The sequence below is a fragment of the Paraburkholderia silviterrae genome, from assembly GCF_004353915.1.
In the GTDB taxonomy this organism is placed as follows: domain Bacteria; phylum Pseudomonadota; class Gammaproteobacteria; order Burkholderiales; family Burkholderiaceae; genus Paraburkholderia; species Paraburkholderia silviterrae.
This window is the reverse complement of sequence record NZ_SMRP01000025.1, coordinates 1-25,710: the sequence shown is the minus strand read 5'-3', so window position 1 is coordinate 25,710 and position 25,710 is coordinate 1. Positions and strand designations below refer to the sequence as shown.

The 25,710-nt window shown below is 67.3% G+C and carries 16 protein-coding genes and 3 pseudogenes; 14 read left to right on the top strand and 5 right to left on the bottom strand.

What is annotated here, in order from left to right; translation table 11 throughout:
* The first annotated feature begins 23 nt into the window (after window positions 1–23).
* Window positions 24–389 carry an enoyl-CoA hydratase-related protein gene (locus EYW47_RS42515; protein WP_133198846.1) on the top strand — a complete coding sequence of 122 codons (366 nt, stop codon included), beginning with the start codon at window positions 24–26 and terminating at the stop codon, window positions 387–389.
* Here EYW47_RS42515 and EYW47_RS32140 read toward each other — a convergent pair.
* The 3 genes from EYW47_RS32140 to EYW47_RS32130 form a co-directional block, all read right to left on the bottom strand.
* Entirely contained in the window at window positions 325–1,908 is a 1,584-nt protein-coding gene (locus tag EYW47_RS32140) for an inorganic phosphate transporter (protein WP_133198845.1), read from the bottom strand. The two genes, EYW47_RS42515 and EYW47_RS32140, sit on opposite strands and share 65 nt — an antisense overlap.
* A 334-nt stretch (window positions 1,909–2,242) precedes the next feature.
* Window positions 2,243–3,421, bottom strand: a complete 1,179-nt coding sequence (locus EYW47_RS32135; RefSeq protein ID WP_133198844.1) for a porin — start codon at window positions 3,419–3,421, stop codon at window positions 2,243–2,245.
* Window positions 3,422–3,579: 158 nt separating this feature from the next.
* Entirely contained in the window at window positions 3,580–5,517 is a 1,938-nt protein-coding gene (locus tag EYW47_RS32130; protein ID WP_133198843.1) for a bifunctional sugar phosphate isomerase/epimerase/4-hydroxyphenylpyruvate dioxygenase family protein, read from the bottom strand.
* A 361-nt stretch (window positions 5,518–5,878) separates the two neighbouring features.
* Here EYW47_RS32130 and aroQ point away from each other — a divergent pair, with 361 nt between their 5' ends.
* The 13 genes and pseudogenes from aroQ to EYW47_RS42185 all read left to right on the top strand — a co-directional run bounded on the left by aroQ (window position 5,879) and on the right by EYW47_RS42185 (window position 22,522).
* Window positions 5,879–6,334, top strand: a complete 456-nt coding sequence (gene aroQ / locus EYW47_RS32125) for a type II 3-dehydroquinate dehydratase (RefSeq protein WP_133198842.1) — start codon at window positions 5,879–5,881, stop codon at window positions 6,332–6,334.
* Entirely contained in the window at window positions 6,331–7,218 is an 888-nt protein-coding gene (locus EYW47_RS32120; protein WP_133198841.1) for a shikimate dehydrogenase, read from the top strand. The genes aroQ and EYW47_RS32120 overlap by 4 nt, the downstream gene beginning before the upstream one ends.
* A 60-nt stretch (window positions 7,219–7,278) precedes the next feature.
* Window positions 7,279–8,667, top strand: coding sequence for an MFS transporter (locus EYW47_RS32115; RefSeq protein WP_133198840.1), 1,389 nt, complete (start codon window positions 7,279–7,281; stop codon window positions 8,665–8,667).
* Window positions 8,668–8,902: 235 nt separating this feature from the next.
* Window positions 8,903–9,577, top strand: coding sequence for a TetR/AcrR family transcriptional regulator (locus EYW47_RS32110; RefSeq protein WP_133198839.1), 675 nt, complete (start codon window positions 8,903–8,905; stop codon window positions 9,575–9,577).
* Between the two features lie 266 nt (window positions 9,578–9,843).
* Window positions 9,844–10,362 (top strand): annotated as a pseudogene (locus tag EYW47_RS42740) (MCP four helix bundle domain-containing protein); the annotation flags it as partial.
* Between the two features lie 9 nt (window positions 10,363–10,371).
* A pseudogene (locus EYW47_RS32105) lies at window positions 10,372–11,517 on the top strand (methyl-accepting chemotaxis protein); the annotation flags it as partial.
* 133 nt (window positions 11,518–11,650) lie between these two features.
* Window positions 11,651–12,271 carry a chemotaxis protein CheW gene (locus EYW47_RS32100; RefSeq protein ID WP_133198837.1) on the top strand — a complete coding sequence of 207 codons (621 nt, stop codon included), beginning with the start codon at window positions 11,651–11,653 and terminating at the stop codon, window positions 12,269–12,271.
* Window positions 12,268–13,998: a CheR family methyltransferase gene (locus EYW47_RS32095; RefSeq protein WP_240764011.1), complete on the top strand. Its 1,731-nt coding sequence runs from the start codon at window positions 12,268–12,270 to the stop codon at window positions 13,996–13,998. The genes EYW47_RS32100 and EYW47_RS32095 overlap by 4 nt, the downstream gene beginning before the upstream one ends.
* 25 nt (window positions 13,999–14,023) lie before the next feature.
* Window positions 14,024–14,782, top strand: coding sequence for a chemotaxis protein CheW (locus tag EYW47_RS32090; protein WP_133198898.1), 759 nt, complete (start codon window positions 14,024–14,026; stop codon window positions 14,780–14,782).
* Window positions 14,779–17,256, top strand: a complete 2,478-nt coding sequence (locus EYW47_RS32085; RefSeq protein WP_133198836.1) for a hybrid sensor histidine kinase/response regulator — start codon at window positions 14,779–14,781, stop codon at window positions 17,254–17,256. The genes EYW47_RS32090 and EYW47_RS32085 overlap by 4 nt, the downstream gene beginning before the upstream one ends.
* Window positions 17,256–18,299 (top strand): chemotaxis response regulator protein-glutamate methylesterase, encoded by a 1,044-nt coding sequence (gene cheB / locus EYW47_RS32080; RefSeq protein ID WP_133198835.1) that lies wholly within the window; start codon window positions 17,256–17,258, stop codon window positions 18,297–18,299. Before EYW47_RS32085 ends, cheB begins: the two co-directional genes overlap by 1 nt.
* A gap of 95 nt (window positions 18,300–18,394) precedes the next feature.
* Entirely contained in the window at window positions 18,395–19,510 is a 1,116-nt protein-coding gene (locus EYW47_RS32075) for a diguanylate cyclase (protein ID WP_133198834.1), read from the top strand.
* A gap of 136 nt (window positions 19,511–19,646) precedes the next feature.
* Window positions 19,647–22,522 (top strand): annotated as a pseudogene (locus EYW47_RS42185) (CHAT domain-containing protein).
* 129 nt (window positions 22,523–22,651) lie between these two features.
* Here the strand turns inward: EYW47_RS42185 and EYW47_RS32065 are convergent.
* Complete coding sequence (locus tag EYW47_RS32065; RefSeq protein ID WP_133198833.1) at window positions 22,652–23,293, bottom strand: hypothetical protein; 642 nt, start codon at window positions 23,291–23,293, stop codon at window positions 22,652–22,654.
* 1 nt (window position 23,294) lies between these two features.
* On the bottom strand, window positions 23,295–25,710 hold a 2,416-nt coding region (locus EYW47_RS32060; protein ID WP_205710193.1), incomplete at its 5' end, for a type VI secretion system Vgr family protein.

The following is a 25,710-nucleotide window of genomic DNA, read 5'->3' as shown; positions in this document are numbered from 1 at the left end:
AAACGCCAGGAGGAGCAACGAAGATGGAGGGGCAACCGGTTTTGACCGGCGTGGAAGGGCGGGTAGGCACGATCGCGCTCAATCGGCCCAAGCAGCCGAATGCCCTCGACGATGCGCTGATGGACGCGCTGGGCGAAGCGCTACTACGTTTTGACGCCGACGAGAGCATTGGTGCGATCGTCATCGGCGGCAGTGAGAAGGCGTTCGCGGCGGGCGCGGTTTGCGAGCGAGGATGCGAAGGAAGGCATGGCGGCCTTCCGCGAGAAGCGCGACCCGGTGTTCACGCATCGCTGATTCATGCGCCGCGTGTAGCCGGGAATTCGCTCAGAAAAACTGACGAAACACCCAGAATAGAAGAGCGGCAAGCGCGATCGAGGCGGGCAGCGTGAGCAGCCATGCGAGCGCGAGATTGCGCACGGTCGACCATTGCAGGCCCGAGCCATTGGCGGCCATGGTGCCCGCCACGCCCGAGGCCAGCACATGGGTGGTCGAAACGGGCAGGCCGTAGACGTCGGCCATGCCGATGGTCAGCATGGCCACGGCCTCGGCGGAGGCGCCCTGCCCATAGGTCAGATGCTGCTTGCCGATCTTCTCGCCAACGGTCACGACGACGCGCTTCCAGCCCACCATCGTCCCCAGCCCGAGCGCGATGGCCACCGCCACCTTGACCCACGTGGGGATGAACTTGGTGGCGTGGTCCATCTGCTTGCGAAAGTCCTCCAGCGTGGCGGCGTCGGCGGCGGAGAAGGCGGGCGTATGCGCTTTCTCCATCAGCCGGATTGCCTCTGAGGCGACGTACATGTTGTTGCGCACGTTGTCGACGATTGCTTGCGGCACCTGCGCCATCGAGCCCGAGAGGCTCACCTGGTCGCCGATGGTGTCGGTGAGCGCGCGCAGCGCGGGCAGCGTGGCGGGTTGCAGCCGCTGCGTGCTGACGTAGGCCTCGACTTCCGCGCGCGGATTGTCGGGCGGCGTGGCGAGCGCGTAGTGCGCGAGCGTGGTCGAAGCCGCGCGCGCGGCGGCCACGAACGTCACGGTCTGCTCGGGCGTGACGGCCTTGTTGAGCGCGTAGGCGGTGGGCACCACGCCAATCAGGATCAGCATGATGAGGCCCATGCCTTTCTGCCCGTCGTTGGAGCCGTGCGCGAACGAGACGCCCGTGCAGGTGAGAATGAGCAGCGCGCGGATCCAGAGCGGCGGCGGTTTGTCCGGCTCAGGCTCGCGGTAGAGGCGCGGCGCATGCACGAAGCGCTTCATCGCGAGCAGCAGGAGCGCGGAGAGCACGAAGCCCACCACGGGCGAAAACAGCAGGGCCTTGCCCACGCCCAGCGCCTGGGTCCAGTCGACGCCCGAGGTTCCGGAGGGGCCGCTGAGCCACTGGTTCATGATGCCCACGCCGATGATCGAGCCAACCAGCGCATGCGAGCTCGACGAAGGTAGCCCGAGATACCAGGTGCCGAGATTCCAGAGGATGGCCGCGATCAGGAGTGCGAACACCATGGCGAAACCCGCGTGGCTGCCCACCTGGAGGATCAGCTCGACGGGCAGCAGTTGCAGGATGCCGAACGCGACCGCGCCGCTCGAGACGAGCACGCCGAGAAAATTCCATGCGCCCGACCAGATCACGGCGGTGTGCGGTTCGAGCGAGTTCGTGTAGATGACTGTGGCGACGGCGTTGGCGGTGTCGTGAAAGCCGTTCACGAACTCGAAGCCGAGCGCGATGACGAGCGCGATGACGAGCAGGACGAACGGCAGCGCGGAGACGCCTTGCACCGTGCGCAGGTCGACGACGAGATGATTGATGACATAGGCCGCGCCCGCCGCGATGACGAGGAAGAAGAGCGCGGCGGCGAGGCCGCGGCGGCGCGGTTGCGCCGCGCGTAGCTGGGATAAGGGGACGTCCGGCATGAATGTGCGCTGAGGGTTGGGCTCGTAAGCCTCGCGCGCTGCGCCTTGAAGGCGTCATCTGCCATGACGCCGCCAGTCGAAGGCGCCGATGGCGGCGGGCGCGTCGGGCGCGCCAGAACCGGGGCGGCTCGATCGAGACGCGCCAGTGTCGCACAATGGCCGAATCGCCGTAGCCGGGATGACACAGTGGCGGGCTGCTTCGGCGCCGCGGCGCCCGTGTGACGCGGGTGCGCGGCGAATTGCGTCGGATTGACACGTCAGGCGCGGCCGGATCTCGTCGGCCGCGCTGCGCCTCGTCAGGCCCGACCCGAGCGGCCCCACCTCGGCGGCCTGTCTAGAACAGCAACGCAATGCCCGCCATGCCGACGAACTGCGAGTGCGTGCTCGACGGCGTGCTGTTTTGCGAGTCGCCTACCGAGGGGCTGGCTTCGACGATATCGCCCGAGCCGCTCGCGCCGAGCGTCTGGCCGCTCGCATGCTGATAGCCTTGCAGCGCGTAAAGCGAGGTCCTCTTGGAGAGGTGATACGTCTCCTTGAGCGAGACCTGCTGATAGCGCGCGGCACTCGTGACGCCGTTGGCCTTCGAGGCCAGCGTGTAGGCAAAGCCGCCGCCCACGTCGAACGCGGGCGAGAAGCGATAGGTGGCGAGCGCCGCCCAGGTGTTGAAGACCGCCGTGGTGCCGAACAGCGACTTGCCGCCCGCGAGGTATTCGACGTTGGAATACGATGCGCCCAGCATCACATTGCCGATCGTGTAGTTGCCTGCCACGGCCACGTGCTGCACGGCGCGCGCCGAAACATAGCCCGTGTTCAGCGACGACTTGCCGAAGCTCGCGGTCGAGGAGGTGTCGAAGCCGCTCGTGAGCGCTGCGTTGTCCATGCGCAGGTAGCCTGCCGCGAGCGAGACCGGGCCGTTCGCATAACGCAGCGCGGTGCTCCATGTCTGGCCCTTGCCGGTGCTGCCCGCAATGCCGCCAAACGCGTACATGGCGCTCGCCTGCACGCCGTACCAGCTAGGCGAGGTGTAGATCGCCGAGTTGTTGATGCGCACGGTGGTGTCGAGCCCGTCGATATCGCCGGGGTGCGCGCCGGTCGCGCCCGTGAGCCAGTTGCTGCCCGTGAGCGGGCCCACGAACTGGTAGTAGGGCGTGTATTGGCGGCCGAGCGTGAGCTGGCCCACGCTGAGGTTCTGCAAACCCACATAGGCCTGGCGGTTGAAAATCAGACCATTGGTCTGGAGCGCTCCGCTATTCGGATCGAAGCCGTTTTGCAGGTCGAAGATCGCGAGCGTGCCGCCGCCCAGGTCTTCCTTGCCTTGCAGGCCGAACTTCGAGGCATAGACGTTGCCCTGACGCAGGTACACGTTCGAGTGACCGTTCTGGTTGTTGACGTAAGTAATTGCGTCGTCGACAGCGCCGTAGAGCGTGACGCTGGACTGCGCGAACGCCGGGCCCGCGATCAATGCGGCGCCAGCGGCTATGAAAATACCCGGGCCGAAGCCAGTCTTCTTCATCGTCGTAAATCTCCAATAATTGCAGGATTGCTTATTGATTGCTGGCGTATCGCTGATCGGCGCAGCGCTTTGCACGAGCGCGCGCTGCGGGCGGCACGGACTGCTCCGTGTCGCTGCGCGTTGCCCGGTCGATATCGCCAGGGATGCTTCTGGGGCCCTTATAGGCTCTTGTCTTGTTCGTCGTCCTGACGCTCGGCGCGCGAGCGCTGGCGTGCTTGCGCGGCGAGGCGCACCGCGGCGTTCGGCGCGCCATAGCCGTCGTAGCCGCCGCGCCGCTCCACCAGTTCCAGGAAGAAGCGCTGGTCGAGCGTTTCGGTGTAGGCGTGCAGGAACTCGCCGCCTTGTTCGTCGCGGTCGTAGAGGAGGTTGTGCTGGCGCAGTGCGTCGAGGAACTCGGCGGACAGTGCGTGGCGAACATCGAGATCGTCGTAGTAGTTGGCCGGCACGCGCAGCAACGGCACACCCGCCGCCTCGAATTCCGTGACGGCGCGGAAGATGTCGCCGGTGCCGAACGCCACGTGATTCAGGCCGGTGCCGTGATAGGCGCGCACGCTCTCGGCGGTGGCGGTGTGCGGGTCGACCGAGGCGTTGAGCACCATGCGCAGGCCGCGGTCGGCGCTGAAGAGCGCACGGCTGCGCACGAGGCCGTAGGGATCGGGCAGCAGGACGGCGGCGCTCGCCTGCAAGCCGAACACCGCTTTCAGGAACAGCACCCATGCATCGAACGAACCGGCCGGCAGCGAAAGGCTCACGTGATCGATGCCCGTGATGGGGCCGACCTCCGTGGGGCCGTCCACATCGGTGAGCACGAAGTCGGCTTCGAAGAGCGTCGGCTCGCCCGGTTGTTCGTTAACGAAATAGTTAAGACTGCCGTCCGGTGCCTGGACGGCCGGCACCACGCGCTCGTTGGGACCGAGGCGGCCCGAGAACGGCTGATAGCCGAAACCCGCCGCGCGTTCGAGCGCGAGACGCGCGTCGTCCACGCGCAAGGCGGAAGCGCACAGCGAAAGCCCGTGGCGCTGGAAGAACGCATCGGCGAACGAATCGGGCTCGGCGTTCAGCACGATGGCCGCCGAGCCGTGCTGGTAGAGCGTCACGTCCTTCGAGCGGTGCTGCCCCGCGCGGCGGAAATGGAGCTTTTCGAGCCAGTTGGCTACGCGCTGCCGCGCGGCGTCGTCCACTGCGAACTCGAGGAATTGCCATCCCGCGTGAGCCGGCGCGGCAGGCGGGTTGTAGAGCGGCGCGGTTTGCGCGTTGGTACTGCCAGGCACTTCGCGCGTCAACGCTTCGCGTGTCAACTCTTGCAGCAGCAGCAGCGAGCGATTGCCGTCCGCCGCGGTGGCAGCGGGCGGTGCGCCGCGAAAGCCGTCGTTGAAGATTTCCAGCGAGAGCGGGCCCGTATAGCCGCTTTTCACGACCTGCGCCGTGAAGTCCGCGAGCGCGAAGTCGCCCTGGCCCGGAAAGCAGCGGTAATGGCGGCTCCATTCGAGCACGTCCATGTTCAGCTTCGGCGCGTCGGCGATCTGCACGAAACCGATGCGCTCGCCCGGAATCGTAGCGATCGCATCGGGCGTGTCGTCGAGCGAGAGCGTGTGGAAGCTGTCGAGCGCGAGCGTGAGGTTCGGGTGATTCACGGCGTTCACGAGCTTCCAGGCGTGGCGGTACGTGCGCACGTGGCGGCCCCAGGCCAGCGCTTCGTAGCACGTCACCACGCCAGCCCGTGCGGCGGCTTGCGCGAGCTCGCCCAGTTGATCGATGGCGAGCGCGTCGTCGTCGATCGTGTCGGGCGAGACGCTGCTGCACACCAGCAGGCGGTCCGTGCCCAGCTCGTGCATCAACTCGAACTTGCGCTTCACGCGCTCGAGATTGCGGGCCAGCCGCCCGACGCTCACGCCCTCGAAGTCGCGAAACGGCTGGTACAGCACGATGGCAAGGCCAAGGTCGGCGGCCATGCGGCGCACGTCGGCGGGCGAGCCTTCGAAATAGAGCAGATCGTTTTCGAAGATCTCCACCCCCGCGAAACCCGCGGCGCTGATCGCGGCGAGTTTTTCCGCGAGCGTGCCGCTGATCGAGACGGTCGCGATCGAGCGGGACAACGGGGCGAGAGCTGAAGCTAGAGGCGGCTTGGACATGGCGTGGCGCGGCAACGGTTGAGCGATAACCAGTGGGCCGGCGGCGCAGGCTTGCGTGTGCCGGTGGGACACGCGCTGTGCGTTCAGCGGGAAAGCAAGCTGAACACGCAAGCGCCGCCGGAGTGTTGCAAGGATAATAAAACTAACTAGTTAGTACAAATTCTCGGAAACCCCAGGGTGACCTGAGCGTGCGTGCGCGGCACACTGGCGGCCATGCGTGGGGTGAGCGCATTGGCCGCGGTGCAGGGCAAATGCGCCGCAAATGCCGCGCCTGAAACGTAGTTGTCGCGTCGTTTTCGAGTTGTTACGTAATGTGGAGCGCCTGATGCAATTGCCGTCGGTACTGGTCCTGAACGGGCCGAATCTGAATCTGCTGGGAACGCGGGAACCCGCGGTATATGGGTCCGAAACGCTGGACGACGTGGCGCGCCTGTGCCGCGAAGCTGCAGAGCGGCTGCGGCTCGAAGTCGACTTCCGCCAGTCGAACGCCGAGCATCAGCTGATCGACTGGCTGCACGAAGCGCGTACGCGCGTCGACGGCATCGTCATCAATCCGGCCGCCTACACGCACACTTCAGTGGCCATTGCCGATGCGCTTTCGGCCATCGCCAAGCCCGTGATCGAGGTCCATATTTCGAACGTCCACAAGCGCGAGGCGTTCCGGCACCATTCGTTCGTTTCGCCTGTCGCCGAGGGCATCATCGTTGGCTGCGGCACCCAGGGCTATGTGCTCGCGCTCGAACGCATGGCCACGCTGCTGGCAGGGAAGGTGTCGAAATGAGCCAGCAAAACACCGCAACGAAGCCGCGCTCGTTCCTGTGCGGGCTGATCGGCAAGGGTATCGGCGGCTCGCTCACGCCCGCAATGCACGAGAAGGAAGGGCGCGAGCTCGACTTCAACTATGTGTACCGGCGTATCGACCTCGATGCGCTCGGCCTCGCCGTCGACGCGCTGCCCGAGTTGCTGCTCGCGGCGCAGCGCATGGGCTTCGACGGCCTGAACATCACCTATCCGTGCAAGCAGGCCGTGATTCCCTTGCTCGACGAACTTTCGGACGACGCGCGGGCGCTGGGCGCCGTGAACACGGTGCTGTTCCGCGATGGCAAGCGCATCGGCCACAACACCGACTGGTCTGGGTTCGCCAGCGCGTTCAAGCGCGGCCTGCCCGACGTGTCGCTCGAATCGGTCGTGCAGCTGGGTGCGGGCGGCGCGGGCGCGGCGGTTGCGCATGCCGCGCTGCAGATGGGTGCACATGCACTCACGCTGTTCGACGTGGACCCACCGCGTGCCCAGGCGCTCGCCGACGAATTGCAGGCGCGTTTTCCCGCGGCGCGCGTGAGCGCGGGCGGCGACTTGCAGGCAACGCTGGCCGCCGCCACGGGCCTCATTCACGCCACGCCCACCGGCATGGCGAAGCTGCCCGGCTTGCCGCTGCCCGCCGAGTATCTGCATGAGCGCCTGTGGGTGGCCGACATCGTCTATTTCCCGATCCGCACCGCGCTGCTCGAGGCAGCGCAAGCGCGCGGCTGCCGCATCTTGAGCGGCGGCGGGATGGCGGTCTATCAGGCCGTGGATGCATTCCGGCTCTTCACCGGCCTCGAGCCGGACGCCGAGCGCATGTATGCGCATCTGCAATCGATGCTGGCGCAGGACGCCGGCGAATAAATAGCCGTTTCGGCCAGAATCAGTCAGGAAGTCAGGAAGTCAGGAAGTCAGGAGAGAGACATGGCACCACCCGTATCGACGGGGCGCGACGCGCCTACCCTTGCCGCGACGCCCGCAGAAGGCGCGCTGCGGCGCTCGAAGGCGCGTTATCGCATCCTCGGCCTGCTGGCCGTCGGCACGATGATCAACTATCTGGACCGCACGGTGCTCGGCATCGCGGCGCCGCAGCTCACCAGGGAGCTGGGCATCAACGCGGCGCTCATGGGGCTGATCTTTTCGGCGTTCTCGTGGAGTTACGTGGTTGCGCAGATTCCGGGTGGCGTGTTTCTCGACCGCTTCGGCAGCAAGCTCACGTACTACCTCGCCATGACGCTGTGGTCGATGTGCACGCTCGTGCAGGGGTTCGTCGGCAGCGTGGGCGCGCTCCTCGTGTGCCGGCTGGGGCTCGGCGTGGCCGAATCGCCGTGCTTCCCCACCAATAGCCGCGTGGTGGCGACATGGTTTCCGCAACAGGAACGCGCGTTCGCGACCGGTACGTACACCGTGGGCGAGTACGTCGGCCTCGCGTTCTTCAGCCCCTTCCTGTTCGCGCTGATGGGCGCTTATGGCTGGCGTTCGCTGTTCTACGTGGTGGGCGGCGTGGGCATCGTGTTCGGCCTCGTCTGGTGGTGCTTCTACCGCGAGCCGCACGATCATCCGGGCGCCAACCGCGCGGAGCTCGACTATATCGAGGCGGGCGGCGGCCTCGCGAAGCACGACACGAAGGCCGGTGCGGACAAGGCGCAAGCGGCCGATGGCAAGAGCGAAGGCAAAAGCGAAGGCAAAAAGGGCTTCGACTGGCGCATGGCCGGCAAGCTGCTGCGCAAGCGTCAGCTCGCGGGCATCTGCCTCGGCCAGTTCGCGGGCAACTCCACGCTCGTGTTCTTCCTCACGTGGTTCCCGACCTACCTCGCCACCGAGCGCCACATGGGCTGGCTCAAGATCGGCTTCTTCGCGATCATGCCGTTCATTGCCGCTTCGATCGGCGTGATGTTCGGCGGCACGTTCTCGGACTGGATGCTGCGCCGGGGTCTCTCGGCCAACGTGGCGCGCAAGCTGCCGATCATCGCCGGGCTGCTGCTCGCCTCGACCATCATTCTCGCGAACTTCGTCCAGAGCAACGTGGCCGTGATCGCGATCCTCTCGGTGGCGTTCTTCGCGCAGGGCATGGCCGCGCTCGGCTGGACGCTCGTTTCCGATATCGCGCCGGCCGGCATGCTGGGCCTCACGGGCGGCATCTTCAACCTGGCGGCCAACCTCGCCGGCATCATCACGCCGCTTGTGGTCGGGCTGATCGTGGGCGCGACGGGCTCGTTCGTCTGGGCGCTCGCGTTCATCGGCACGATCGCGCTGGTCGGCGCCGCGTCGTACATCTTCGTGGTGGGCGACATCAAGCGCATCGAGCTGTAAGGCGGCGGCTGGACCATCGATTCGCCGATTCGCCGATTCGCCGATTCGCCGATTCGCCGGTTTGGCGGGTGGGCGAGTCAGCCGGCCAGTGGCTTCGCCGGGCGATCAGTGCCGGGTTGGGCGCGATCCCGGGGCAGCCTGAAGCCCCGCCGGCCCGGGCGTCTGGCCCGGCGGAGCGTGCCAGCGCCCATGCTAGAATCGGCGGCATTCCTTCCCACTCGCGCTCCACAAAAAAATGGCAAGACCGGCGGCTTCGGCCGAAAGCAACGACGCTCAATCCGAAAGCCGGCGCAAGTACGATCCGGAGCAGACCAAGCGCAACATTCTCGAAGTCGCGACCGCCGAGTTTTCGGCCATGGGTCTCGCGGGCGCGCGCGTCGACCAGATCGCCGAGCGCACCCACACCACCAAGCGCATGCTCTATTACTACTTCGGCAGCAAGGAAGGGCTGTACGAAGCGGTGCTCGACAAGGTGTACGGCGACATCCGGGCGCTGGAGCAGGACCTGCATATCGACGAGCTCGATCCCGAGGAGGGCTTGAAGCGCCTCGTCGAATTCACCTTCGACTATCACGACCGCCATCGCGACTTCGTGCGCCTCGTGACGATCGAGAACATTCATGGCGCGAAGTACCTCGAGCGGCTCAAGACGTTCCGCAGCCGCAACGCCAGCGTGATCCGCACCATCGAGGACCTGCTCGCGCGCGGCGTGAGCGCGGGCGTGTTCCGCGACGACATCGATCCCATCGACCTGCACTTGCTGATCAGCTCGATGTGCTTTCATCGCGTGAGCAACCGCCACACCTTTGGCGCGGCGTTCGGGCGCGATCCCTCGCATCCCCGGCTGCGCGCGCGTCACCGCGAAATGGTGGTCGACGCCGTGGTGCGGTTCGCGCGCAAGACCGGCTGAGCTTCGCGAGCGCCGGCGGCGTCCGCTGCCGGTATCCGCAGGCGCCAGCCACCCCTCGCGACCACGTAAAACAATCCCGAAATTCCCGTCGGGCCGCTCGCACGGCGGCACATCCTGTTCTTCCCTCATCCCATAAAAGTGCCCGGACGCATTACACTACGCCCCGGAAGCCCGGCTGACGGGCTTTTGCTGCGTCGTCTGTACGCTCGCGCACGTTGCGCGGGCGCAGGGCGTCTTCTCTCGCCAACCGGTTAAGGCCACGCGTAATGAGCACAGCCATGCCCCGTTCCGGCTCAGCCGGACTCCCGCGCCAGACCCATGGCCGCTACACCCTCGGAACGCGCATCGTTTTGAGCTTCGGCTTGCTGTTCGTGCTGATGCTCGTGATGGCCGCGATCTCCTATAGCCGCCTGCGCGCCATCGACGACGAGGCCTTGAGCCTCACGCGCGATTCCGTGCCGGGCCTGTTCTATGCGACCTCGCTGCGCGCCTCCGCAAGACAGACCTACAACGTGGTCGAGCGCGCCGCTTTTGTCGAGCCCGATGCAGCGGGCATCGCGCGCGTGATTGGCTCATTGCCCGTCGCCCTGAGCCAGGCCGACCAGGACGCCAAGCAATACGAGAGCACGGTGTTTCGCAGCGACGACCGCGCGCGCTATCAACGCTTTCACGATGCCTATGCGCGCTATCTGCCACAGTTGATGGCCGTCGCGCGGCAGTTGCCCGGGCAGCGCGCCACCGCGCAGGCGGCGTTCTTGCAGCTCGGCGCGGCGTGGCACGACGTGGAAGACGCGGCCAACGCGCTCGTCGACGAAAACCGCGGCCAGGCCGACGACTCCGCGCAGACCATCCGCGGCTCGGTCACGGGCACGGAGATCACGCTGGCCACGGCGCTCGGCGTCGTGCTGCTCGCGGCGCTCGTGACCGGCTATGCGCTGCACCGCGCGATCACGCGGCCGATGACGCGCCTCGTCGAGGTGCACGATTCGATGCGCATGGGCAACCTTTCGCAGCGTCTGCACCTGAACCGCCGCGACGAGTTCGGCGTGCTCGAAGACGGCTTCAACCGCATGAGCGACGAGCTCGCGAGCCTCGTTGCCCAGGCCCAGAAGTCGTCGCTGCAAGTGACGACCTCGGTGGCCGAGGTGGCGGCCACCTCGAAGGAGCAGCAGGCCACGGCGAGCGAGACCGCGGCTACCACGACCGAGATTGGCGCGACCTCGCGCGAGATCTTCGCGACCGCGCGCGATCTCGTGCGCACGATGGGCGAGGTGGCGACCGTGGCCGAGCAGTCGGCGGTGCTCGCCACCACCAGCCAGAGCGGCCTCACGCATATGGAGAACACCATGCGCGGCGTGATGGAGGCCGCGGGCTCGGTCAACGCCAAGCTCGCGATCCTCAACGAGAAGGCCGTCAGCATCAATCAGGTCGTGGCGACCATCACCAAGGTCGCCGACCAGACCAACCTGCTTTCGCTGAACGCCGCCATCGAGGCGGAAAAGGCCGGCGAGTACGGGCGCGGCTTCGCCGTGGTGGCCACCGAGATCCGGCGCCTAGCCGACCAGACGGCGGTGGCGACCTACGACATCGAGCAGACCGTCAAGGAGATCCAGTCGGCGGTCTCGGCGGGCGTGATGGGCATGGACAAGTTCGCCGAGGAAGTGCGCCGCGGCATGCACGACGTGCAGGAAGTGGGCGCGCAGCTTTCGCAGATCATCGGCGCGGTGCAGACGCTCGCGCCGCGCTTCCAGGTGGTCAACGACGGCATGCAGGCGCAGGCCACCAGCGCCGAGCAGATCACCCAGGCGCTCACGCAGCTTTCCGAAGCGGCGCAGCAGACCGCGGAGTCGCTGCGCCAGTCCTCGCAGGCCATCGACAACCTCACGCTCGTGGCCAACGAGCTGCGCACTGGCGTGTCGCGTTTCAGGATCGAGGCGTGAGGGGCGTGGGAGGCTTGAGGGGCATGAGCGGCGCGCTTGGCGCGATCGGCGCAGGTGCGCGCCGCGGCGGAGGCCGCTTTGCGGGCCGCCGCTTGTCGGTTTTCCGCTTGTCGGTCCACTGAACGGAGCCGCGATGCTGTTTCTCGTGTTCGAGCTGGACGGCGAACGTTACGCGCTCGATGCCCGCGAGATCGTGCGCGTGCTGCCGTTGCAGCCGGTGCGCGCGTTCGCGGGCACGCCGCCGTATATCGCGGGCGTGATCGATCACGAGGGCGCACCGGTGCCGGTCGTCGACATGGCGATGCTCGCGCTCGGCAGGCCGGCGCGCGCGCTCATGTCGACGCGGCTCGTGCTCGTGAACGATAAAGCGCCGGCGGCTTTGGACAAGACGCTGGGCACGACTGCGGGCACGACCGCGGGCACGACTGTGGGCACGACGGCGGCCATGGCTGCGGCATCGGCCGAACATGGCGCGCGGCCGCGCCGCATCGCGCTGCTGCTCGAATGCGCGACACGCACCCAGACGCTCGCGCCCGCAGCGTTCGCCGATAGCGGCATTGCGACGCCCGAGGCGCGCTGGCTCGGCCCCGTGGCGAGCGACGCGCACGGCTTCGTGCAATGGGTGAAGGTCGAGCAACTGCTCGACGAGCGGGTGCGCGCGCTGCTCTTTCCCGATCCGCCCACCTGGCGCGAGGCGGCCGCGCCCGGCGAGTCCATGCAGAGCGATTCGATACCGGCAGGGCGCACGCCATGATGGCCGCCCAACAGTACGTGGACCCGCGCTTCGCCGCCTGGCTCGTGCAGGAGACCGGCATCGATGCCGAATCGCTGGGCGCCCACGCGCTCGCTCGTGCGGTGGCCGCGCGCGCGGCCCTCGTCGTGGCGCCGGGCGCGCAGGACGGCGCGCCCGAGCGGCACGGCGCGCGTGCATCGCGCGCAGCGGCGATGCCGGCGCAGTGGGCAGGCGGCGCGGCCCTGCCCGAAGCGGTGCGCGACGCCTACTGGGCGCGCCTCACGACCGACACCACTGAGCGCCAGGCGCTCATCGACGCGCTCGTCGTGCCCGAAACCTGGTTCTTCCGCGAGCGCGAGGCGTTTGCGGCGCTCGCGCGCGGCGGTGCACAGCGCCTTGCGGCGCAGCCCGGCGAGCTCGTGCGCGTGCTCAGCGTGCCGTGCTCGACCGGCGAGGAGCCTTATTCGGCGGCGATGGCGCTCATCGACGCGGGCCTCGCGCACGAGCAATTCGGCATCGACGCCATCGACATCAGCGCGGCCTCGATCGAGGCCGCGGCGCGCGGCGTCTATGGCCGCAACGCGTTTCGCGGCGACGCGCTGGCGTTTCGCGAGCGCTATTTCCATGCGACGCCGGACGGCTGGCAGCTCGCCGACGCCGTGCGGCGCGCCGTGTCGTTCGAGCGTGCGAACCTGTTCGACTGGCTCGCGGCGCATCCCGTGCGCTACGACTTCATCTTCTGCCGCAACGTGCTGATCTATTTCGATCGAGAAGCGCAGGACCGCGCGATCGGCCTGCTGCGCGCGCGGCTTGCCGATGGCGGCATGATCTTTGTCGGGCCGGCAGAGACGGGGCTCCTGATGCGCCATGAGTGGATGTCGGCGCAGATTCCGCTCGCGTTCGGTTTCACCGCGCCGGACGTGGGCGCCGCGCGCGGCTCGCATGTTTCGGATACCTTGCGGTCCGCGTGGGCGCATGGTTTGCCGGGTGTGACGATGCCCACAGTGGGGGCGGCACAGGTGGCGTCAGACGCGCGGTGGCCGTTGCCTGCCGTGCCGCTTGCGGCGCCCGCGCGCGCGGGCAGCAGCCTCGGCGTGGCGACAGCCGGCGCGCCTTCCCCCGGGCTATGGGCGCCTTCGGCCACCGTGCGCGCGTCGGCCAACGGTGCAGCCGCACCCACGCAGTTGCGAGGCGCGTTGGTGGAGGGGGCCACTATTCACGGTGCCGTAGCGCCAGGTTCAGCGGGGCGCGCCACCGTTACGCCGGGCGTAGCTACGCAGGGCGTTGCTCCGCCGGGCGTTGCTCCGCGAGGCGCCACGCTCCCGCGCGCAGCTACGCTGGGCGTCGCTCCGCCGATCGCCACACTCCCGGGCGCAGCTACACCAGGCGCGGCCACGCCAGGCGTTGCCACGCCAGGCGCCGCTACGCTGGCGTCCGCGCGCCGCCTTGCCGACGCCGGCGCGCTCGACGAAGCCGCCCGCGCCGCCGTGCAAGTCGCGCAGGCGTCGCCGCATGACGCCGAGGCGTGGTATCTGCTCGGCCTGATCGCCGATGCCCAGGGCCGCGCCGCGCTTGCGCTCGAGCACTATCGCAAGGCGCTGTATCTGGAGCCCGGCCATTACGAGGCGCTCACGCACCTGGCCGCGCTGCTCGAAGTGCAGGGCGACGCGGATGGCGCGCGTCGCCTGATGCGTCGCGCCGAACGCGCGGCGCAGCGCAGCCCGGGCCACGGAGGTGTAGATGCGTGACGCGACTTTTTCGCACCTGAACGCCATGCACGCAATTGAGCACGAACACGACGCGATTCACGAATCGGGCGCGGGCGCCGCGCCGCTCGACGATTGCTGGAACCGCATCGGCACGCGCGGCGACGGCTCGTGCGAACGTCTCGCACAATATGTGCGCTGCCTGAACTGCCCCGTCTTCGAGGCGGCCGCCGCGCGCATGCTCGATCGTCCCGCGCAGCGCGCGGCGCGCGCGCCCGAACCCGAGGGCGGCCGTGCCGCGCAAGCGGGCGCGGCACGCCAGGAGGGCTCGCTGGTGTTCCGCGTGGGGGCCGAGTGGCTCGCGCTTGGCGCGCAGGCGCTGCGTTATGTGGGCGAGGCGCGCGCGATTCATTCGTTGCCGCACCGGCGCAGCCCCGCGGTGCTCGGCGTCGTGAACGTGCGCGGCGTGCTCACGCTCGCGGCTTCGCTCGCCGAGCTGCTGCGTATCGATGTAACCGCGGACGCAACGGCGGCCGCAGCAGCGAGATTCGCTACGCCTGGCGCGGGCGCAGCGGGCGCAGCGGGCGCGCGGGCCGCCACGCCGCGCCTGCTCGTGGCCGAGTGGGGCGGCGAGACGACGGCGTTTCCCGTCGACGATGTCGAAGGCGTGGCCTACTTCGGCAAGGACGACTTGCTGAGCGCGCCCGCCACGCTCGCGCACGCGGCGGGCCGCCATGTGCGCGGCGTGTTCGCCTGGCGCGGGCGCTCGGTGGGCGTGCTCGATCCCGATGCGCTATTCGGCGCGCTGACCCGGAGCCTGCGATGAGCGACGACGAACTGAGCCGCCGGTCGCTGCTCGACCTCTTTCGCGAGGAGGCGCAGACGCAGACGCGCACGCTCTCGGCGGGCCTGCTCGCGCTCGAGTCCACGCCCGCCGACGCGCCCACGCTCGAGGCCTGCATGCGCGCGACGCATTCGCTCAAGGGGGCGGCGCGCATCGTCGGGCTGCCCGAGGCCGTGGACGTGGCGAGCGCGATGGAGGATTGCTTCGTCGCCGCACAGCACGGCGCCGTGACGATCGATGCGGCGCGCATCGACGCGCTGCTGGTGGGCATCGATCTGCTGCTGGCGGCGGGGGATGCGTCGGCGCCGCCGCTCGCGCGCGAGGCCGTCGACGATTTTGTCGAGCGGCTGGCTGGCGCCGCTGCGCATTCCGTTGCCCCTGCACACGCGCAGGCGGGGCGGGGCGCGGCGGGTGGGCGCGCGCGCGGCACGCACGGCGCGCACGATCCGGCGCCATCCGGATTGCCGGACGCAGAGGCGCTGCTGGCCGCGAGCCTTGCGGGCACGCCGGGTTTGGGTTCGCCGGCGTGGAGCGAAGGCACGGCGTACGGCGAATCCGCCTCCGCAGACGCTGGCGGCGGACTAGCCCGCGAGATCGGTGGCGACGCTGGCACAGAAGCCGCCACCGAAGCCGCCACCGACGCCCCCGTTTCCCCGCCTGCGTTCACACAACCCTCCGCGACCCACGCCACCCATGACCGCGACCGCATGCTGCGCGTGCGCGCCGGCACGCTCGACCGCGTGTTGGGCCTGGCGGGTGAATCGCTGGTGGAGTCGCGCCGCATGCGTCCGTTCGCCAACACCTTGCTGCGGGTGCGCCGCGCGCAGGGCGAGGTGCTCGCCGCGCTCGGCCAGTTCCACGAGCGCCACGAGCAAACGCTCGGCGCCGAGGCGCGCGCCTCGCTCGCGGGCATCCGCGAGCAGCTTGCCGCGCTCGAGCGCCAGCTTGGCGAGCGCTTCGACGATCTCGACCGCATCGACCGGCGCGGCACGCAGCTCGCGCAGCGGCTCTACGACGAAGCCCTGCAATGCCGCATGCGCCCGTTCGGCGACGCGGCGCACGCGTATCCGCGCATCGTGCGCGATCTCGCGCGCTCGCTCGGCAAGCGCGTGCGCCTCGTCATCGAGGGCGAGACGACTCAAGTCGACCGCGACATCCTCGAAATGCTCGACGCGCCGCTCGGCCACCTGCTGCGCAACGCGCTCGATCACGGCGTCGAAGACCCCGAGCGGCGGCGCCGCGCCGGCAAGCCCGAAGAAGCGCGCCTCACGCTCGAAGCGCGCCACAGCGCGGGCAAGCTGCTGATCGCTGTGGCCGACGACGGCGCGGGCGTCGATCTGGCGGCGCTCAGGCGCGCGATCGTCGCGCGCGGCCTCGCGCAGCCCGAGGCCGTGGCGGCCATGTCCGAGCCCGAGCTGCTCGAGTTCCTGCTGCTGCCTGGCTTCACGATGCGCGAGCGCGTGACCGACGTCTCGGGGCGCGGCGTGGGTCTGGACGCCGTGCAGAACTTCGCCAAGACCGTGCGCGGCACCGTGCGCATCGAAAGCGCGGCGGGGCGCGGCACGCGCTTCGTGCTGCAATTGCCGCTCACGCTTTCGGTGCTGCGCAGCCTGATCGTCGAGGTGGCAGGCGAGGCCTATGCGTTCCCGCTCGCGCACGTGCGGCGCGCGCTGCGTGTGCCGCGCGAAGCCATCGAGATGCTCGAAGGCCAGCAGCACATCATCTACGAAGGGCGGCCCGTCGGGCTCGTCACCGCGCGCCAGTTGCTCGGCGCGAGCGGGGCGCAGGCGAGCTCGGGCGACGTGTGCGTCGTGCTCATCGGTGCGGGCCATGGCGCCGACCACGAAGTGGCGCTCTGCGGCATCGTGGTGGACCGCTTCGCGGGCGAGCGCACGCTTGCCGTGCAGCCGCTCGACGCGCGCCTTGGCAAGGTGCGCGACGTGGCCGCCGCCGCGCTGCTCGAAGACGGCGCCGTGGCGCTGATCGTCGATGTGGAGGATCTCGTGGCCTCGGTCGCGCGCCTCGTGCGCGAAGGCCAGCTCGCGGGCGTGGCGCGCGGCACCCAGGCGGCCGCGCGCGAACGCAAGCGCATCCTCGTGGTCGAGGATTCCTTGACCGTGCGGGAGCTGGAGCGCAAGCTGCTCGAAAAACGCGGCTACCAGGTGAGCGTCGCCGTGGACGGCATGGACGGCTGGAACACCCTGCGCACCGGCCACTACGACCTCGTCATCACCGACGTGGACATGCCGCGCATGGATGGCATCGAGCTCGTCACGATGATCCGCAACGATCCGCAGCAGCGCGGCGTGCCGGTCATGATCGTCTCGTACAAGGACCGCGAGGACGACCGGCGCCGTGGCCTCGACGCCGGCGCCGACTATTACCTCACCAAGGGCAGCTTCCACGACGAAGCGCTGCTCGACGCAGTGAACGACCTGATCGGAGAGGCGACCTGATGAACATCGGTATCGCGAACGACATGCCCCTCGCCGTGGAGGCCCTGCGCCACGCCATCGCGGCGCGGCCCGGGCATCGCGTGCTGTGGGTGGCCGCCGATGGCGAGCAGGCCGTGGACTTCTGCGCCGCCCAGCCGCCCGACGTGATCCTGATGGATCTCGTGATGCCGAGGATCGACGGCGTGGAGGCCACGCGGCGCATCATGGCGCGCTCGCCGTGCCCGATCCTGATCGTCACGAGCAGTGTGGGCGCGAACGCGTGGCGCGTGTATGAGGCGATGGGCGCGGGCGCGCTCGACGCGGTCGACACGCCCACGCTCGCGGGTCCCGCGGCGCGCAGCACGATGGACCTGCTGCTCGCGAAGATCGACCAGATCGGCCGCGTGAACGGCACGGTCGAGGCGGTGCGCGCGCCCGAGGCGTTCGCGGCGGCCCCCGACGCACGCACGCCGCTGGTGGCGATCGGCGCCTCGGCGGGCGGTCCCACGGCGCTCGCGGCGGTGCTGGGCGAGCTGCCGGCCAGCTTGAGCGCGGGCATCGTGATCGTGCAGCACGTGGACCAGTCGTTCGCGCTCGGCATGGCGGACTGGCTCGACGGACAAACAGCGCTCAAGGTGCGCGTCGCGCGCGAAGGCGACCGGGCAGTGGCGGGTGAGGCGCTGCTCGCGGCGACCAACGACCATCTGCGCATGACGGCCTCCGGGCGCCTCGCCTACACGCTCGAGCCGGCCGAGACGCCGTATCGTCCGTCCGTGGACACGTTTTTTCATAGCGTCGTCGAGCATTGGCCGGGCGAGGCGATCGGCGTGCTGCTCACCGGCATGGGGCGCGATGGCGCCATCGGCCTGAAGGCGATGCGTGCTAAGGGCTACTACACGATTGCCCAGGACGAGGCGACGTGCGCCGTCTACGGCATGCCGAAGGCGGCCGCCGCGCTGGGCGCCGCGCGCGCGATCCTGCCGCTCTCCGCGATTGCCGGCGAACTCGTGAGCCGCGTGGGCGCGCACGGCATGCTGGGCATGACGAGCCCGCCCGCACCTTAAAGAGCGCCTGCGAAAAGACCGTAATAGCGCCTGATAGACGTCAAGCACCTGGACGTCAAGCATTTGAAACAGCGACCGTAAAAGCGACAGAAACCATGACTGAGAAGCCGAACCCATCAACCGCAGCCGAAACCGCGTTGACCGAAGGCGGGCCCGACGAGGCCTCGCTCGAAGCCGCGCTTGCCGCCGTGCGCACCGCGCTCGCGCAGCCGCTGCCCGGCGCCGAGGCGCCGATGATGGTGCTGCTGGTGGACGATCAGGCAATCGTCGCCGAGGCCGTGCGGCGAGCGCTGGCGAGCGAGCGCGACATCGACTTCCATTACTGCGCACATCCCGACCAGGCCGTGCGCATGGCGGAGCAGGTGCGCCCGACCGTGATCCTGCAGGACCTCGTGATGCCGGGCACCGACGGCCTCACGCTGGTGCGCGCCTACCGCGCCAACGACGCCACGCGCGACGTGCCCATCATCGTGCTCTCCACCAAGGAGGAGCCGTCGATCAAGAGCGCGGCCTTCGCCTCGGGCGCGAACGACTATCTCGTCAAGCTGCCGGACAGCATGGAGCTCATCGCACGCGTCAGATATCATTCGCGCTCCTATGTAAACATGCTCCAGCGCGACGAGGCCTATCGCGCGCTGCGCCGCTCGCAGCAGGAACTGCTCAAGGTGAACCTGGAGCTGCGCCGCCTCACGCAGTCGGACGGCCTCACGGGTCTCTCGAACCGCCGCTATTTCGACGAATTCCTCGGCGCGGAATGGCGACGCGCGCAGCGCGAGAACACCGAAGTCTCGCTGCTGATGATCGACGTGGACTACTTCAAGCCCTATAACGACACCTACGGCCATGTGGCCGGCGACAACGTGCTGCGCTCGGTGGCCACCACGATCCGCCGCGAGGTGAACCAGCCGCGCGACCTCGTGGCGCGCTTCGGCGGCGAGGAGTTCGCTGTCGTGCTGCCGGGCGCGGGCAGCGCGCTCGCGCGCCTGCTGGCCGAGAAGATGCGCCGCGATGTGGCGGGGCTCGGGCTGCCGCACATGGGCTCGGCGGTGAGCGAGCATCTCACGATCAGCGTGGGCGCGGCGACGCTCACGCCTACCGAAACGCTTGCGGAAACCGCGCTGATCGAAGCGGCCGACGCGGCGCTCTACCGGGCCAAGCGCGAAGGGCGCAATCGCGTGGCGTACTCGACGGCGGTGACGGGGCGGGAGTGAGGGGTAGGCCGGCCATCTGTGCGCAAGCGCACAGAGGCGGCTTGAAGCGCCGCTGCGGCAGTGTTTGAATCGTCGGGATCGCGCACCGCACGCGACGTCCGGGTTCGATGCGGGCGCGCTCGGGAGGGCAGGCGCGATGGCGCACCGCACGCTGAATCTCGTCAATGCTGTCTTGATTGCCGCCGCGCTTTGCCTTGCTGGCCTGGCATGCGTTGCGTGCTCGCCTGCACGTACGCAAACGTCCCATAGTACCCAGGCTGCCGGGTCTTCCACGGCAACGCCATGGAAGACGGTGGGCGAGCATGAACGCGCGATCCACGCCAGGCTGGCGGGTATCGAGGACGGCGAAAAACGCTATGCCTTGCTCGACTCGCTTTCGACGGAGTACTTTCGGGCCGGCATGATTGCCGATTCGGTGCGCGTGCGCGAGCAGATCGTGGACGACTCGAAGATCGGCGCCGGGCGGCGCTCGCTCGCGGCCTCCAATCTCGCTTTCCTTTATGCGCTATCACACAACTACAGGAAGTGTGACCGCTATCTTGCGCTCGCTCGCACGTTTGCGCGGCAGACCACACCTGCGGAGCTCGAAACCCTGCCGCGCGAACCCGCCTACGCTTTTTTCGCGGCGCAAGCAGAGAAGGAGCGGCTTGCCGCGAACCGCAATGACCTCGCGCTGCTCAAGTACCAGCAAATTACCGACCTCGCCTGGCACAACCTCAACGATCCCACGCTCAGCGAAAAGCGCCACCAGGCGGCGGTGAACGAGCTTTACGACAGTGCCGTCGAGTTGATCCGTATTCTCGCGCAGAACAACCGGCCCGCCGAGGCGCTCAGTTATGCGAATGAACTGAGCTGGGACGCGGAACATCGCCCGGATATGCGGGCCAGCGTGATCCAGCGCGCGCGGCTCGAACGCGGCCTTGCGATCGCGCGTGAGTCGAACAACGATTACGACGGCGCGCTCAGCGCCATCGACGCAGCGCTCGCCGGTGAGGAGCGCGTGGACCCCGCGAAGATCACGGCCGAATACGGCGATTGCCTGCGCCAGCGTCTGCTTATCGCGCTCGCCATGGGCCGTATCGGCGACTATCGCGGCGACGCCGATGCCTATGAGCGGATCATGTCGCTCAATCCGTTTGCCGAGCAGGGGAGCAGCGCTAATGATCGCGAGTCGCTGAGCCTCGCCGCACGCGGACAATGGCAGGCGGCCAGCAAACGCATCGAGCCTTTGATTGCTTACGAGCTGCGCGTCCAGGGCGCGCAGGGCCCGTTCTACAAGTATCCCACCGCGATGCAGATGCTCTACCGCCTGCAGGATCCCGTCACGCCCGCGAAGGAGGCGGACGTGATCGCCTATGTCTCCCCGATCGTCGGCATGCAGGGGGGCTGGAACGACGCCACTTCGCGCGGCGCCTACGTCGAGGATGGCGCGCTCGAAATGTCGATGCGCTATCTGGTCGAGCGCGGCGGCGACGACACCGCGCTGGCCTTTAGCATTGCCGAGCACTTTCAGATGGACGCGACGCAAGACGCCATGAACGACGGTGCAGCGCGTCTTGCCGCCGGCACGCCGGCATTGCGCGAGCTCGTGGAGCGCGAGCAGGCGTTGCGCTACAGGCAGAACACGGCGCGGCTTGCGCTCGCGCGCGCCGACGCCGGACTTTCTGAGCAAGACAACGGTGACGAGTCCGCCCCGCCTGACACACCCACCGAACTCGCGCGCGAAGATCGCGCGCAACGCGAGGCCAACGCGCAACTGGCGGCGCTGCGCAAGCAGATCGCCGCGCAGTTCCCGCTTTATCGGCAACTGGTGTCGCCGGCCATCCCTGCGCCGCGCGAGGTGGGCGCGGTGCTCCATGCGGGTGAGGTCTACGTCGATCTCTATGCGGGCCGGGACGCGAGCTATGCGTTCGTGGTGCATCCGGGCGGCGCTTTCCGCGCAATCCGGCTCGCGGTGACACATGAGACGCTCAAGACGCAAATCGCGGCCTTGCGCGCGAGCTTCGACGCGGGCGTGCCGCCCACGCGGCCAGGCGAACTGGCGGGCTTCGATCTGAACGCGGCAGCCGCGTTGTACAGCGCGCTGATCGCACCGATCGAAGCCGAATTCGCAGGCGCGGACACGGTCTATCTGGCCACCAGCGGCTTGCTCGCGAGCGTGCCGTTCGACGTGCTGGTGACGCAGCCGGCAGCGAGCCTGAGCGGCGCGTCGTGGTGGATCGAGAAGACCATGCCGGTGCGCATACCGAGCGCGGCGGCGCTCGTGCTCGCGCGCACGTATCCGGCGCCGCATGCGCAAAGGCCGCTGCTGGCGTTCGCGGATCCGAGCTTCGACGGCCTCGACGCCGATCCGGCGGAGCAGGGTGCGCCGGCCGCTACGCTGGCTGCGTCGCGCGCGTTCCCGCTCGACGCCGGCACGCGCGCGTTCGACTACCACCATGTGGCGCCGCTTCCCGAAACGCTGGCCGAAGCGCGCTCGATTGCTGCGGCGCTCGGCGCACCGCAAGACAGCGTGCTATGGGGCACGCGCGCCACGCGCAGCGCGGTCATGAACGCGGACTTGGCGAACGAGCGCGTGGTGCTGTTCGCCACGCACGGAATCTCGCCGGGCGAAGTGCCGGGCTGGCGCAAGTCCGGGCTGGCGCTTGCCTACGAAGGGCATGGACTCGCCGACTCGATTCTCACCGCGGACGACATTGTGACGCTGCGCCTGAACGCCGACTGGGTCGTGCTCTCGGCCTGCAATACGGGGCTCGCGACGGGGAACGCGGGCGACGCCATCTCCGCGCTGTCGCGCGCTCGCTGCTTGTTACGCAGTGGGCCGTGGAGTCGCAGTCGGCGGCGCGGATCACCGCGGGCGTGTTCGAGGCTTATGCGGCTAATCCCGCGCTTTCGAAAGCCGGCGCGCTTGCGCAGGCCGAACGTGACATGCTTGCCGGCAAGGATGGGCAGGTGTATCGGCATCCGTATTACTGGGGTGCCTATGAGCTGGCGGGGGACGCTGCGCGCTGAGGCAAGGTGGTGTGTTCGACGCGGATGTAGAGAACTACGGGCTTATTCCGGTTTCTATACGAGGCACATTTGTGCGGGCCACCGATGCAGCGCGATTGATCTGCGAAATCGTTTGTTCGAGGCGCTGGGTCATTTGGTGGCCTCTGGTTTGCCGTACAGCTCGCGCACGCGTTGCTCCTTTTCCTCGCGCATTCTCTTGCGGTCCTCAGGCGTGACGAGCGCATAGGCGCGCTCGATGGTGAGGAAAAATAGTTGGCTTTTCGGTTCATCTCCTGTCGGAAGGCCATAGACAATCTCGACATCGACGGGGAATCGACTATCCGCATGCGCCTTCGCGCGGTATCGGTAGGGTTTTAGCAGCAAGCCAGGCCCTGGAGGCGGCGTTTCGTTCCCTTCTTGCCTTACTCCATCCCGATCAATCCAGTAATCGGCAAGATCGAGCCGTTTCTTGAGCATGTCCTCGGTGATGCCATAGATTGACGGGCTGAAATCCAGCTTGAAATATGTTGGGACGACTGGCACCGTCATGCGGTCTTCGGAATAGTCGAGGGGATTGGAAGCAGTCACGAGCTCTATCGTTGCTGTCGGCAAATCAGCGTGATCGAACGAATACCTGGCCCCGGGGTATCCCGGCAGCGTATGCGTAGAATCCACTCTCCCGAATACGCCACTGTCCGGATTGAATGGCTTGTCGTCACGCATGATTACCATGACTTCATCCAGCATGCGGAAGATGGTATGGCGCTGAACATCGGTAACGGTTCGATTCATCTCAGATTGCTCCAACAACTTTAAGGGTGTTGACATAGTCGTCTGTGCAAGTGCCGGGGTTCCACAGAAACTGAGTATCAGGCTTGAACCAGTAATCGCGCACAATCTTTTCAGACGCATACGCATCCTCTTCATGGAAATGGCTTCGGTATCCAGGGTTATAGAGCGCCATCTTTTGCGCGACCTCCGGTTTGACGTTTCGCATTTTGCATACCTCATCCTGTACAACGTCGAGGTCCTTGGCAACAAAATCATAGGCCGCAACCTTGGGTCGGTTGACAATTGACCAGTAGTATTCGAATACCAGCATGCGATGCATTTCAATGCGCACCCGCTCGTCCTTCGGGAAGGGGTGCTTTGACGCGATGGCATAGACATGCTCGTCTACGGTCTGCTTGTAGTACTTCTCCATGTTCGGAAATTTTTGATAGTCGTCTGGATTGGTATTGAAGAGGGAAATAATCCAGTATTTCTGCTGACAATGCCTCGCCTCGTGATACAGCGTTACGGCGAGCTGCGTGATCCAGAAATCGTTATGGTCACTCCTCAACCTGTCGATGATGTTCTTGATGCGAAACTGGGCAACAGCCACAAACCAATAGGTCGCAATAAACCCCCCCTCATCTGTTGATTGCATGCCGTACTTAGGGACATCTTCCGGTGAGACGATCTTTACAGCTGGCATTGCACCAGACTTAACGTCGGTTGAAGTTCCAGCAGGCAGACCAAACGGGCCATCCTGGAGGGCGACGCACAGGGCGTCCTGCACCGCAGACACGAGCACCTTCGTCATCTCCTTTGACGATTTGCCATCCAGGTCGATCCAGTTGATATCCATCAGCTTCGGCTTTACCGTTGCTGTGTACCGCCTGGCAACTGGATATTCAATACTCGACCGCCTTCGGTCTGCGGGCGATTGTTCAGTCTTCGCGTCATTCAGGATGCGATAGCGCCGTAACCCGAAATTCATCGGGTCACACGTTATATAGCGAGCGGGCTGTCCCTGCGTGGTCGCGCCTTCATTAGGTGTGTTGATAGTTGTGCCGCCGATCTGCGCGGTACGCTGCGCGGGGACGGGTGGTGGTGGCGGAGGCGGCAGATTTCCGTCCCGGTAGACAGATATCTTTGTCATGCCGATCACGTCATCCGGGATGCTCTCGGACATGAATTCGACCATGCCGAACGACACGACGTTACTCGTCGCCATCTGCAATTCACCCAGTTCGTTCGTGAGACCCTGGATAACCTGCCCATCGTCCAGCGTGATGCGGTACGGCTGATTTGGAACGGCGAATCCACCCCCATTTTCGACCAGCACATGATGGGCGGCGAGCTTGCCGGGGTTCTCAGGCGTAGCCGGTAGATCGATGGGCCTGCTCACCGGGTCATCCGTCGCATGGTCTGCTGCATGGATCCGGAAGGGCCCGCCGGTATAGCCGGTGATCCCCTCGTTCGAGATCCGCACGACTGAATTGCCGCCGTGCAGTTCGATCCCCTGGGGCGACGCCAGCTTGATCCAGCCGCCGCGACAGATGAGCTTGAGCACTTCCTGCGCGATCATTTCCATGTCGGCTGTGCGGGACTCGACGCGCACCCTCCCGGGCGTGATCAGCGTGATTGCCTTCTGTGCGTAGACGGCGATCTTCTCGCGCGCCGATGCGAAGAACGATTTACCCGTCGCGATGGATACGTGCCTGCCCGCAGTCAGCGCCGTATCTTTATCGCTCGCAATATGCGTGCTCTCCGCCGCTGTCGACTGGATACCCGCCGCGCTGGATAGCGTCAGGTGCGGCGCTTCGAACTCGGGAAACTCATCCGCGCTGCCGCTGCCCTTGCCGCGTAGTTCTGCATTGGCGCGCTTCATAGCCTCCGTGACTTCGGCCTGATCGCCCATTGCGTCCTGCGCGTCGTCCCGCTGCGCCTGCTGTGCGATGCCCTCGTGGACGTCACGCGCGCCTGTGAGCCGCGCACTGGTCTCGCCCATCTCCGTGACCCTGCCGCGTGCGGCGGGCCGCGCCTCGGTCGTCAGTAGCAGCCCAGGCGACCTCAGTGCGCCTGGCTTGTCGCTGCGGAGCTCGAACCCTTCGCCTCTGGCGTCCTGACGCCCCGCATTGCCCTCGACGCGCGTGATATAGCCCAGGCTCAGACTCGATTTCGCATGGTCGCTTGCGAGCTGGGCCTGCTGCCGGTTCTCGGTGTCGTCCAGCGCGAGATGGTTGGTCGTGGTGCCGTGCCCGAGGCTGCGCGTGACCAACCCCGAGAGCGCCTGATTCTCGGGCAGTTTCCAGGCTGGCGTGTTATCGCGATCCGGCACGAACGCCACGACGATGGGCCGGTCTGGATCGCCGTTGACATATTCCACGAGCACCTGCTGCCCGCAGCGGCCATGCATGACCGTGCCCATCTGGTCGCCTTGC